Source organism: Hansschlegelia beijingensis, assembly GCF_045505405.1.
In the GTDB taxonomy this organism is placed as follows: domain Bacteria; phylum Pseudomonadota; class Alphaproteobacteria; order Rhizobiales; family Methylopilaceae; genus Methylopila; species Methylopila beijingensis_A.
Genome location: NZ_JBJKEX010000006.1, coordinates 14,505 through 27,089, shown reverse-complemented (window position 1 = coordinate 27,089; position 12,585 = coordinate 14,505). Strand labels below are relative to the sequence as shown.

The 12,585-nt window shown below is 70.3% G+C and carries 8 protein-coding genes; 4 read left to right on the top strand and 4 right to left on the bottom strand.

What is annotated here, in order from left to right; genetic code table 11:
- Both ACIKT0_RS01040 and ACIKT0_RS01035 read right to left on the bottom strand, forming a co-directional pair.
- A partial coding sequence (locus tag ACIKT0_RS01040; RefSeq protein ID WP_407103566.1) for a YcjX family protein occupies positions 1–556 on the bottom strand: 556 nt, incomplete at its 3' end.
- Complete coding sequence (locus ACIKT0_RS01035) at positions 553–1,077, bottom strand: SixA phosphatase family protein (protein WP_407103565.1); 525 nt, start codon at positions 1,075–1,077, stop codon at positions 553–555. The genes ACIKT0_RS01040 and ACIKT0_RS01035, both read right to left, overlap by 4 nt.
- Positions 1,078–1,408: 331 nt before the next feature.
- On the opposite strand from ACIKT0_RS01035, the gene ACIKT0_RS01030 reads away from it, so the two are divergent.
- From ACIKT0_RS01030 to ACIKT0_RS01015, 4 genes are all read left to right on the top strand, one after another.
- Positions 1,409–1,786 (top strand): Hpt domain-containing protein, encoded by a 378-nt coding sequence (locus tag ACIKT0_RS01030; protein WP_407103564.1) that lies wholly within the window; start codon positions 1,409–1,411, stop codon positions 1,784–1,786.
- A gap of 141 nt (positions 1,787–1,927) precedes the next feature.
- On the top strand, positions 1,928–2,248 hold the full coding sequence (locus ACIKT0_RS01025; protein ID WP_407103563.1) for a 2Fe-2S iron-sulfur cluster-binding protein: 321 nt from the start codon (positions 1,928–1,930) through the stop codon (positions 2,246–2,248).
- 86 nt (positions 2,249–2,334) lie between these two features.
- Positions 2,335–3,261 (top strand): GGDEF domain-containing response regulator, encoded by a 927-nt coding sequence (locus ACIKT0_RS01020; RefSeq protein ID WP_407103567.1) that lies wholly within the window; start codon positions 2,335–2,337, stop codon positions 3,259–3,261.
- Positions 3,262–3,351: 90 nt separating this feature from the next.
- The gene (locus tag ACIKT0_RS01015) at positions 3,352–4,380 is read left to right on the top strand and encodes an NAD(P)/FAD-dependent oxidoreductase (RefSeq protein WP_407103562.1); all 1,029 of its coding nucleotides are present in this window, start codon (positions 3,352–3,354) and stop codon (positions 4,378–4,380) included.
- A 327-nt stretch (positions 4,381–4,707) separates the two neighbouring features.
- Here ACIKT0_RS01015 and ACIKT0_RS01010 read toward each other — a convergent pair whose 3' ends face one another.
- Positions 4,708–10,569, bottom strand: a complete 5,862-nt coding sequence (locus tag ACIKT0_RS01010; RefSeq protein WP_407103561.1) for a translocation/assembly module TamB domain-containing protein — start codon at positions 10,567–10,569, stop codon at positions 4,708–4,710.
- Between the two features lie 49 nt (positions 10,570–10,618).
- Positions 10,619–12,562: an autotransporter assembly complex protein TamA gene (locus ACIKT0_RS01005; RefSeq protein ID WP_407103560.1), complete on the bottom strand. Its 1,944-nt coding sequence runs from the start codon at positions 12,560–12,562 to the stop codon at positions 10,619–10,621.
- Between the last annotated feature and the right edge of the window lie 23 nt (positions 12,563–12,585).

Below are 12,585 nucleotides of genomic sequence, written 5' to 3'. Positions count from 1 at the left end.
GATCGAGCGTCGCCAGATGCGCGCGCCAGGCGGCCGCGATGGGCGCTCGCGTGGGGCCGTCGCTCGAGGTGATCGTCCGCGCGCTCCAGGTCCGGAAATCCTGGCCGAGCAGCGCGAGGTCGAGCAGCCACTCGCCCGGGTAGTCGACGATGTCGAGCGTGAGGCGCCGCCCCGCCCGCGTGCCGCCGAACAGGCCCGGGCTCTCGAACTCCACGATCACCCGCAGTTCCGAGATGCGCCTGGTCGATTCCGGCCACGCCCGGTCGGGGCCCGTCAGCGCGCGCAGATGCGTCTCCACCTCGAAGCGGGGCACCGCGTCGTCCGGTTGCGGCGCGAGCCGAGCCCCGGCGAGCCGTCCCTGCGCGTAAGCCCTGAAGGCCGGAAGGCGGCCGCCATGGACCAGCGCCTGGACAAGCGCCGTCAGGAACACGGTCTTTCCGGCGCGCGAGAGACCCGTGACGCCAAGCCGGATCGTGGGGTCGAGGGCGCCGGCGGCAGCCTCCGCCAGGCTGCGGGCTACTATCCTCGCCTCGTCCAGGAGGCCTTCAAACCTCATTCCCCGCCCTCGCCCAAAGTCTTAGGCGTGACGATCCTGTCCAGCCGGGCGCCGCCGAAAGCTGTGGCGCCCCATCCTCCGTCGGAGAGCTCTAGCACTGCCACGCCTGCGGTAGGCAGAGCCTCCACTTGTTCTTGCGAGGCGGATCGCGAGTCTTTGGTCGCAAGCATTTCTACGAATTGCGCCAGCCCCGGGTTGTGCCCGACGATCGCCAGCGTTCCGACCTCATCGCCCACATTCCGCGTCAGGGCGAGCAGCGACCCAGGCGAAGCCCCGTAGATGCCCTCCTCGAACCGAACCTCCGGCGCGCTCTCGAACGCTTCGCTGGCGAGCTCCCAGGTGGCGCGCGCGCGCGCCGCGGTCGAGCAGAGGGTGGCGTCCGGGCGCAGGTCGTTCTCCGCCAGCCAGCGCCCCATCCGGGCGGCGTCGGCGCGCCCGCTTTCGACGAGGCGACGGCCGTGATCGGCGGATCCGTCGGAGGGCTCGGCCTTGGCGTGACGGAACAAGATCAGACGGCGCATGGGGCTCCTTCCGGGCGGCGGCGCGAGGCTCCGCCGCGCGCAAGCGAAGTGGGCGCCGGAGGCCGATTCCTCAACCCTATTTCTTCATCAGTTGGAAACCGTTCCGCGCGCTCCCTATTTGTGCGACGCGGTGAACGCCGGATGAACGTCCCGTTCGGTATGAGTTCAAAGCCCGTGCGCAAGACTTCGGCCGTGACCCGGAAGCCACGCTCAACCCTGAAAAACTTCGTAGCGGTTATTGAACCTTGGGCGCCCAACTTCCGACAACAGCGAAGCGCAGCAGTTAAGGGACGACCCGCGGCGTAACAGCGGGTCCGGAGCGTCAGTCATCATGTCGAGCATCATGGAACAATACGAGCAACGTGCCAGCGGCTCCTTCGCGTCTGCGATCGACGTCGTTCATCTCAACCGCCAGACGATGGGCGACCGCTCGCTTGAGCGGGAAGTCCTGGAGCTGTTCCGCCGTCAGGCCCGGATCCTGCTTTTCCGGTTCGAGAACCTGACGAATCCTGCGGAGCGGGCCGACGTGGCGCACACGCTGAAGGGCTCGGCCCGCGGCGTCGGCGCCAGCCGGGTCGCCTTCGCGGCGGACGAACTCGAGCGCGCGGCCAAGGCCGGCGAGCCCACCGGCAAGGCCCTGGCCGAGCTGGCGGAAGCCATCGCCGAGGTGACCTCCGCGATCGAGCTGCGTTTCGGCCTCGACCGCTGATCCCAGACTTCCTGATCCTGCCTGTGCCGGATGCGCCCGCCTTTCTGGCGCGTCCGGGAGAAACGTTCTAGACAGCCGGCGCGTGACCGACGCGCCGCGGCCAGCGGGGACGTCGGCGCATTCCTCCTGCGGCGACGACTCATGGCGAAAATCACGTTCATCGATCCGGCGGGCGAACAGCGCACCGTCCAGGCCGAGCCCGGCTCCACCGTCATGGAGGCGGCGATCCGCAACGACATTCCCGGTATCGACGCAGAGTGCGGCGGCGCATGCTCCTGCGCCACCTGCCACGTCTATGTCGACGAGCAGTGGACCGCGAAGGTCGGCGGCCCCGAGCCGATGGAAGAGGACATGCTGGACTTCGCCTATGACGTCCGGCCGACCAGCCGCCTGTCCTGCCAGATCAAGGTGACCCCCGAGCTCGACGGGCTGGTCGTCTCCACCCCTGAGCGGCAGGGCTGAGCCTTCGCTGTTGCGATAAACCCGGCATTATCGTTTTGCACGGCAACATGGCTCCTGCATCCGGCGGGGGCTGAGCGTTGAAGATCGTGATCGTCGATCCGAGCAGAGTCGTGCTGAGGCTGGTCGCCGGACCGCTCGAGCAAGCCGGCCACGACACGATCCTTTTCACAGACGCCTCGGCGGCCCTGGCCCACATCCGCGCCGACCTCGCGATCGACGCTCTCTTCACCAGTCTCCAGCCGCACGGCATGACCGGCCTCGAGCTCTGCCGGCAGGCGCGGGCGCTCGCGGGCTCCCGCCGGCCGCTTTACGTGCTCGTCATGTCGTCGTCCTCCGAGCGCAGCACCATCATCGAGGCGCTGGACAGCGGGGCCGACGATTTCATCGGCAAGCCGCCCGCGCCCGAAGAGCTTCTCGCCCGGCTCCGCGTCGCCTCGCGGGTCGCGGAAATGCAGAGCGAACTGATCCGCCTCGCCACGATCGACGCCCTCACGGGCACGCTGAACCGCCGCGCCTTCTTCGAAGCCGCGGAGGATCTGCCGCGAGCCCCGGACGCGCTGGACGCGGTCGCGATCTTCGACATCGACCGCTTCAAGCAGATCAACGACACCTATGGTCACGCCGCCGGCGACATCGCCATCCAGGCGGTCGCCGGCCTCGCGCGCGGGAGGGCCGACATCGTGGGCCGGCTCGGCGGCGAGGAGTTCGGCATTCTGCTGCCGGGCTGCTCCGTGAAGGACGCCGCCTCGCTCTGCGAGGCCATGCGCGTCGCGGTCGCGGCGACGAGCCTGCCGCAGATCGACCCGGACCTGACCGTCACCTGCAGCTTCGGCGCGGGCGAGTGGCGGCGCGGGGAGAGCATCGACGACGCGCTGAAGCGCGCCGACGTCGCGCTCTACGCCGCCAAATCGGGCGGCCGCAATCGCGTCATCGCCGCGACTGCGCCGCTCGACGACCTCGCGGCCGTGACGGTCTCCGACCCTGTCCGGGAGCGGCGCCTCGCGCGCGCCTGACCCCTCACCGAGGTTCCACGCCGTCCGGCCAGCGCTATAGTGGGCGCAGCGAGCACGCTCCCCGCCCCGCCCAGCTTCTCCCGGACGCTCATGACTGAAACCATCAAGACCGACGTCGTCATCGTCGGAGCCGGCCCTGTCGGGCTCTTCGCCGTCTTCGAGCTCGGCCTGCTCGACATCCGCGCGCATGTCGTGGACATCCTCGACCGGCCCGGCGGCCAGTGCGCGGAGCTCTATCCGGAGAAGCCGATCTACGACATTCCGGCGCTGCCGGTCGTCACGGGCCAGCAGCTGACCGACAATCTGCTGGAGCAGATCAAGCCGTTCCAGCCGACCTTCCACTTCTCCGAGATGGTGACCGGGCTCGAGCGGCTGCCGGACGACCGGTTCCTCCTGAGCACCAATGGCGGCGAACGGTTCGACACGAAGGTCGTGGTGATCGCCGCAGGCGGCGGCTCCTTCCAGCCGAAGCGTCCGCCGATCCCGGGCGTCGAGGCGTTCGAGGGCAAGTCGGTGCACTACGCCGTGCGCAGGATGGAGGCGTTCCGGGGCCGCCACGTCCTGATCGTAGGCGGCGGCGACTCGGCGCTCGACTGGACGTTGAACCTCGCCCCCCTCGCCGCGCGCGTCACCCTGCTCCACCGGCGCGACGCCTTCCGCGCGGCGCCCGACAGCGTCAACAAGATGCGCGCCCTGGTCGACGCCGGGGTGATCGACCTGGCCCTCGGCCAGGCCGTGGAACTGATCGGTGAGAACGGCGTCCTCGAAGCGGTGCGGGTCAAGCGCGACGACGGTTCGACCCATGAGATCGCCGCCGACGACATGCTCCCGTTCTTCGGCCTGACCATGAAGCTCGGGCCGATCGCCGACTGGGGGCTCCAGCTCAACGAAAACCTGGTACCGGTCGACACCGAGAAGTTCGAGACCACGACCCCGGGCATCTTCGCCATCGGCGACATCAACGCCTATCCGGGCAAGCTGAAGCTCATCCTGTCCGGCTTCCACGAGGCCGCGCTGATGGCTCAGGCCGCGGCGCGCCGCATCGATCCGGAGAGGCGCATCGTGTTCCAGTACACGACCTCTTCGAGCAATCTTCAGAAGAAGCTGGGCGTCGCCTGAGCGACCCGGGTCGTCCCGGCGGGAGACTCGCAGTCCGCCCCGGGAGCGGCGGCGGCGACGAAGATGGTGAACAAGCCGTTAACGACGTTTGCCAATCGGCGGATTCCAAGGTTCTCTTAGCCGGTGATGCTCGTTAGCATCGCCGCTGCGGAAATGCCGTCTGGGCTGGCGCGAGCCTGGACGGAGGGGGGACCGATCGTCAGCAGAGTCTTAGCTCGTCTTGGCAAGTGTCTGGGCCGAGACCCGATTCTGATGACGACGATCTCCTCGAAGCGACCGGTTGGTACGGTGTACGGACGCGAGGCGACCGAAAATGGCGAACGTCAATCAGGCTAAGGATCCCGCGGAAGCGGCCCTTTCGGCGATCGAGGAGGCGTTGAACCTCGTCGCGCCTCGAGCGAACGCCGTCAGATCCAGGGGGCCCGCCGAGCTCAGCGCCGCGGAGCCGTTCGCGGTCAACCGCAGCCCGCCGCCTCCGGTCACGGCGGCGTCCGTGGTGACGCGCCCGTTGGCGAGGTCGCCCTTCGCGGTCACCGTCATGGCCGGAACGCCACGCGCCTGCGCCGAGGTGAGGTTGGTCACGCGCAGATCATAGCGGCCGCCCGGAGCCGCGAGTGGTCCCGTGACCCGCGCGGAGCCTGCAAGCGAGCCTCCGAGGCCGAGGCTCGGCATGAAGCCATTCGCGATGGCGAGCGGCAGGCGCGCCACGTCGATCGTGAGATCGGCGTCGCCCGATCCGAGCGGGATCGCGCCCTTCGCGGTGGCGCGCACGCCGCCGCCGCCGGTGATCGCGGCGTCGGTGGTGACGCGCTGACCCTCGAGGTTCCCTTTGGCGGCGATCTGCAGCGGAGCGACGCCGCGCGCCTGGGCGGCCGTGAGATCGGTGACGGTGAGGTCGTAGGTCCCCTGCGGCGCGGCGATCGTGCCGCCCACCTGGGCGTTCGCCTTCAGCTTGCCGCCAAGGCCCAGCTCGGGCGAAACCGCGTTGGCGAGCGACAGCGGCAGGTCGCTGACCGCGACCGCCATGTCCACGGCGCCGGCGCCGGCGAGCGGCGCAGAACCCTTCGCGGTGAGGTTGATGCCGCCCGCCCCGGTCACCACGGCGTCAGTCGTGACCCGCTCGCCCTGAAGTTCGCCGCGTGCGGTGACCTGAAGCGGCGGCGCGCTCCTGGCTCGCGTCGAAGTCAGGCCTGCGATCGCAAGATCATAGGTCCCGCGCGGCGCCGTCAGCGGCCCCGCCACCTTCGCCGTGCCCCGCAAAGATCCGGCCAGGCCGAGGCTCGGCTGGACCGCGTTGGCGAGCGCGAGCGGCAGCTCCCGCAGGACGACGTCCATGTCGAGGTCGCCCTCGCCGATCGGCGCGGAGCCGCGCGCGGTCGCCTCGATCCCGCCGCCGCCGGTGATCGCCGTGTCCGTGGTGACGCGCTGACCATCAAGCGTCCCCTTGGTCACGACCTTCAGCGCCGGCACGCCCTTGGCGGCGGCCGAGGTGAGATCAACGATCGTCAGGTCATAATCCCCGCGGGGCGCGGTCACCGGACCCTTCACGGTCGCGTCGCCCCTGACGGTTCCCGCAAGACCGAGCTCCGGGCGCACGCTGTTGGCGAGCGCGAGCGGCAGATGGCTCACAGCGACCGCCATGTCGAGATCGCCCTCGCCAAGCGGCGCCGATCCCTTCGCGGTGAGGCTGATCCCGCCTTCGCCCGTGACCGTCGCGTCCGTCGTCACCCGCTCGCCCTGCAGCTCGCCTCGGGCCGCGACCTTCAGCGGGGGGACGCCCTTAGCCTGGGTGGAGACGAGATCGGAGACCTGCAGATCGTAAGTTCCGATTGGTCGCCGAACCGGCCCGGAAAGCTTCACGTCGCCTTGCAGGAGCCCGGCGAGCCCGAGATCGGAACGAAGATTGTTGGCGAGCGCGAGCGGCAGCCCCCGGATCGAAGCCGTCATGTCGACGTCGCCGTCGCCGAGCGGCGCGGAGCCCTTCGCGACGACGTTGAGGTCGCCTCCTGTGATCCGGGTTTCGGTGGTGACCCGCTTGCCTTCCAGCGTTCCGCTGGTGTCGACCTGCAGCGGAGGCGCGCCCTTCAGCAGAGCGGCGTCGAGGCCGGAGATCCGCAGCGCATAGGTTCCGCGCGGCGCAGCGATCGGCCCGAGGAGCTTCGCCTCGCCCTGCGCGGCGCCCGCCAGGCCAAGCCGCGGGACGAAGGCGTTGGCGATGGCGAGCGGGAACGCCTTCAACCCGACGTCGAGATCGAGGTCTCCGTCGCCGATCGGAGCCGCGCCCTGCACGGTCGCCTCGACGCCTCCGCCTCCCGTGATCGTCGCGTCGGTCGTGATCCGCTTGGGCGCGAGCGCGCCCTTGGCCACGACGCGAAGGGCCGGCACGCCGCGCGCCTTGCCCGAGGCGACGTCCACGACGGTGACGTCATAGTTGCCGCTGGGGCCTGCCAGCGGCCCCGTGAGGCGCGCCGAACCGCGAAGCGTGCCGCTGACGTCCACGTCGGGCGCGACCGCGCTGGCCAGCTGCAGCGGGAGCGACCGGATGACGACGTCCATGTCGAGATCCCCGTCGCCAATCGGCGCCACGCCCTGCGTGGAGAGATCGACGCCGCCCCCGGTCACCACAGTCCGCGTGGTCAGCTGGCGACCTTCGAGCGCGCCATGCGTGGTGATCTGCAAGGGCGGCACGCCCTGGGCCATGGCGGCGGTGAGGCCGGAAACCTTGAGGTCGTAATTGCCGCGCGGCGCCTCGATCGGGCCGCTGAGCCGGACGTCTCCGCGCAGCGAGCCGCCGAGGCCGAGATCCGGCCGCACCGCGTTCACGAGCTTGAGCGGCAGGTCGCGGATCGCGATCGTCATGTCGACGTCGCCCTTGCCGAGCGGCGCGACGCCCTGCGCCGAGACGCTGATCCCGCCGCCGCCGGTGATCGTGACGTCCGTGGTCACGCGCGCGCCCTCGAGGGCGCCCTTGGCCGCGATCGCGAGGGGCGGCACGCCCTGCGCCCTGCCGCTGACGAAGTCGGCGACCTTCACGTCATATGTGCCGCGCGGCGCCAAAAGCGGACCGGCGAGCTTGGCGTCGCCCTGCAGGACCCCGCCGAGAGCCAGGTCGGGCGTGAAGGCGTTGGCCAGCGCGAGCGGCACGGCGCGAAGACCAACCGTCATGTCGAGATCGCCGGCGCCCAGCGGCGCGGCGCCCTGCGCTGTCACGCTCACGCCGCCAGCGCCGGTGATGCGGGTGTCCGTGACGACCCGATCGCCTTCGAGGCGTCCCGTGGTGGCGAGCGCGAGCGGCGGGACCTTCGCCTCGCGCAGCTGCGCGATCGAGAGATCGCGCCCCTTGAGGCTGAAGGTCGCCTCCGGCGCCGAGGCCAGGCCCGTCACGCGGGCGTCGCCTTCAAGCATGCCGCCGAGCCCGAGGCCGGGCGTGAACGCGTTGCCGAGCGCGAGCGGCAGCGCGCGCAGGCCGACCGTCAGGTCGAGCTGGCCGCCGGCCTTGCCGGCCACGTTCAGCACCCCTCCTTCGCCCGTCCGCAGCGAGAAGGCGTCGATGAACAATTCGGAGCCGACCAGCCGAAACTGAGCCGGCGCATTGAGCGACCCGGTCTTGCCGCCGCCGGCGAGATCGAGCCGGGCGACGTCGATCTTCGTCTCGGCGGGGCCGTAGACCACCCGCCCTGCGGCGGACGCCGACGAGCCCTGCGCGCTCATGTCGAGCGTGACGTCCATTCCGTCGGGCGCGCCCCTGGCGATGAGAGCGAGCTTGTCGATCGCGTGGTCGCCATAGGCGAGACCCGCGGCGCTGGCGGTTCCGTCCAGCCTGATCTTGCCCGCGGGATCGATCACGGTCGCGGCGACGTCGAGTTGACCCGCGCGGGCGCCCGCGCCTGCGAGATCCGCGCCCTTGGCGTTGATCACGACGCGCTGGACGTCGCCTTCGCCGGACAGCGCGACGTCGCCCTTGAGGCTTCCCGAAAGCTCGGTCAGCGCCAGCGCGCCCAGGTCGGAAAGGTCCGCGGCCTCGATCGCCAGCTCGCCCGTCGCGAGCCCGGCAGGCGCAACGGCGACGTCGCCCTTGATGACCGCGGAGGCGATCGTCACGTCGAGCGCCTCGACGCGACGCGCCCCGGACTCCTCCGTCACGATCCTGCCGCCGCCCCGGAGCGGCTTGCCGTCGAGCGAGCCGGCCACGGCGAAGACCGCGCGAAGCTTGTCCGTCACGTCCGCGGCGTCGACGTCGAACGCGAAGTCCTTCAGCGGACGATCCATGGCGCGGCCGTCGGGAACGGACAACCGGGCCTTGAGGCCGAGGTCCTCGAGCCGTCCGCTCAGGGTCGCGTCGACCGTCGCGGCGCCGCTCAGTCGGGCGTCGACCAGCGCCAGATCGTCCACCTCGGCCCGAGCCTTGGCGTCGGCGTTCGTCTGCGTCGCTGAGCCGTCGGCCGTCAGCCGCACATGCTCACCGGTGACGCGCAGGTCACGGAACGCGAACGAGCCGTCCGGGGCGCGCGTCACGCCGCCATTGAGCGAAAGCGCGCCGCCCGAAAGCGCGTCGATCTGCGCATAGCCGGTCTTGAGCCCGCTGCCCTCCCCGACGATGTCGGCCGACAGGCGCGACAGATCGTAGGCGAGGTCGAAATTGGAGGTCAGGTCGACCGCGCCGGCCAGCGGCCGACCGGCAAGCGGCGCAAGCGTGGACAGGTCGCTCGCCTTCAGCGTCGCCCGCCCCTTCGCGGCCTCGGGCGAGACCTGTCCGGCGTAGGTCGCGACGGCGCCCGCGAGTTTGATCTCGGCGCGGCGCACATCGGCCTCGCCACGGAGAGTGGTGGTCCCTTCCGCCGAAAGCGTCAGATCGCGCCCGAGCGTGAACAGGCGGTCGTCGGCGAATTTGACCCCGTTCGCGGTCGCGTCGATCACCGCCGCGACGCGCGTGTCGTTCCGCGTCAGAGGACCGTCCGGGGTCGCGGTCAGAACGATGCGCGCCGTCTCGGCGCCGCCCTGGGGCGCGGCGAGGCCGCCGCCGTCGATCGTCGCCTTGATCTCCGGATGGTCCAGCGGTCCGTTGGCAGTGCCGCTGGCGGCCAGCGAGACCCAGCTCAGGCCAGCCGGCAGCACGCCGCCGAAGCGGCTAACCTGGCCGGCCTTGAGGTCGTAGGAGATCGCGATCGTCTCCGCCGTGGGGTCGACGGTTCCGCGCACGCCGGCCTGGAGCGATCGCGCGTCGAGCGTGACGTCGCTGATCTCGATCGGCCCCTCGTCGGGCGCGAGCGCCTCAGCGGTGAGCCTGGTCGTTCCTTCGACCAGCGACGCGTAGGCGGGCTGAACAAGGCGGCTCACGTCACCGTTGAGGCCGATCTTGATGCGGCGCGCCTTGCCTTCCCGGTTGACCTCGGCGGCGCCGTCGATGCGCCCCTGCTCGCCAGCGGTCAGAACGAGTTGCGCCCGCAATGCGTCCAGCGTCCCAGACCCCTGCACGCCGATATTGATCGGCGGCAGTCCCGGTATCTCTGCCAGACGGGCCACCAAGCCCCCGGCGGGCTCGCTCCCTTTGAGCGTGAGCTCGACGCCTTCGTTGGCGGGGATGAACCTGCCTTTGCCCTCGACCTGCCCCGCGACGCCGTCGATGCGGCGCAGCTCGAATTCCGCCGCGACGCCTTCCGACGGCTGACGGATCGTCGCGGAAGCGCTCGCCGACAGTCTCGCGGGCGCCCCGATCACAGGCTGGGCGAGATCCAGGTCGGCAAGCAGCAGCCGGCCCAGGCGGATCTCGATGGGCAGTTGCGGGAACAGCGGTGCGTCGGGATCAACCGGAACCTCCGGCTCCTCGGACGGAGGGATCTCCGGCGTCCGAGCGACCTGGACGTGTCCGACGTCGATCAGATCGACGGTCAGCTTGCGGGAGAACAGCTGCAGCGGCGACCAGACGATCCGGGCGCGGTCGACCGCGAGCCACTCGCCCTTGCGGTCGGCGAGCCGCAGGTCGCGAACGGTCAGATCCGTCGGGAACGACCCCTCGATCTTGCCAATCGAGATCTTGGCGTCGGCGGAGCTCGCATAGCGCGAGGTGAGGCTCGCGACCGTGGCGAGGCCTGGCGCCGTGGTCAGGTACAAGAAGGCGGCCGCCAGCACGACCACCGGGATCAGCAACAGGACGCCGAGCACGATAAGGGCGCGCTTCAGGATGGCCATCAGGTCGCCTCCCCCGCCTCGGCGGATAGGATCGTCGCCGCTCCGGTCATCAGAACGCCTGCCCGATGCCAATATAGAGCGCGACGCGCGAGTCGTTCTTGCTGCGGCCCACCACCGGGGTCGCCACGTCGACGCGGATCGGGCCGATCGCCGTATAGTACCGCAGGCCGACGCCCGCGCCGACCCGGATGTTCTCGCTGAAGTCCGGATAGGTCTTGTCGAAGGCCGCTCCGGCGTCGACGAAGGGCACGATCCCGATCGTGTCCGTCACCTTGATGCGCGCCTCGATCGAGGCCTCGAGCAGACTGCGCCCGCCGATCGGCGTGTCGTCGTCGCATTTCAGCGCGTGCTTCGGCCGCGGAGTGATCGGCGTGCAGTACGGGCTCGCGCTCTGATAGGCGAAGCCGCGGATCGACCCCCCGCCGCCGGCGAAGAAGCGCCTGTTGGCCGGAACGTCCGCGAGATCCTTCGGGCCGATGATCGACCCGACGCCGATCTTGCCGGCCAGGATGAAGCGGTGCGCCTCGTCGAAGCTGAGATAGCTCGAGACCTGCCCCTTGAAGATGTTCAGGCTCTTGGTGTCGCCCTGGAAGTTGTAATAGGGCGCGGCGCTCAGCGTGGCCCGGATGCCCTTGGTGGGATCGAGCGCGCTGTCGGTGTTGTCGAAGGTCGCGAGCAGCGGGACGCCGGCGAGCAAATAATCCTTCTCCCCGAAGGTGTCCCGAATGGTCGAAGCCTCGACCTCGACGCCTGCCTGAATGGACAGCTCGCTCGTCAGGCGCCGCCGGATCGCGACCGCCCCGCGGACGCCGTCGCGGTCATAGGCGTCCGGCCGCTCGCGCAGCGCCTCGAGATCGACCAGCAGATCGTCGAACCCGGTCCAGATCCCCGGCTTCTCGAAATGCGCCTTGAGCGCGTACTCATAATCCCGGGGCTTGTTGGTGATGAGCCGCGACGCGCCGGCGTCGATCCGCAGCTTCTCGGCGCCGCCGAACAGGTTGCGATGGCCCCAGAAGGCGTTGACGCTGGCGCCGTCGATCGTGTCGTACTTCACGCCCGCGCCGACGTAGCGGAACTTCTTTTCCTCGACCTCGATCACGACCGGCACGCGACCCTGAGCGTCCGGGGCCGTAGCCTCGCGGATCCGGATCGAGGAGAACACATCGAGCTTGGCGAGCTCGGTGCGGAGCTCGGCGATTTTCTTGGGGCTGTAACGCTCCCCGGGCCGGAACGGCACACGTCCCAGCACGACCGCAGGGTCGACTTCGCGCGTTCCCGTGACCGTGACGTTCCCGAACGGCGCGCGCGGTCCGGCGGCCACCTTGATCGTGACGTCGAGCTGGCGCCGGGCGTGGTCGGCGACGACGTCGCGCCCCTTCACGGCCGCGAACGGGTAGCCGTCGTCCCGCAATTCGTCAACGATCCTGGATTCGGCCGAGAAAATCGCCGTCGACGGCGCAGGCTGTCCGGGAACGAGGCCGACCTTGCGGGGCTCGAGCGAGGCGGCCTTGCCGGCGCCCGAGTCGAGGCTCTCGATGCGCACGCGCCCCAGCGTGAACACGGGTCCCGGATTCACCCGCACGACCACGGGCACCGGCTTCCGCGCCCGCTGCGCGGCGTCGGCCGCGCTTGGGGAGATGACGGAAACGCCCGCCATGGTCACGTCCACGGTCGCTGCGTAGCGGCCAGTGGCAGCCAGGGCGGCGGCGATGCGTTCGATATCAGCCTTGGCGCGTCCGACGAGGCCAGGTGGACCGGGCGGCGCGTCCTTCTGGAGAGTCTGCAGCGAGGAGGTCTCGCGCGCGATCTTCTCGACGGCCGCGTCGCCGCCGTCGACCACGAAACGGGTGTCGTAGCTGATGCCCGGAACAGCCGCGGCGGCGGCCGGCGGCGGGCCGGACGGCGCCTGAGCCAGCGCGTCGCCGTGACCGCCTGCAAGACAGGCGGCAGCGACGACGAAACCCGCCGCGCTTCTCCGGCTCTTACGCGCCACGCCCAAAAGAGCCGCCCCCCGCA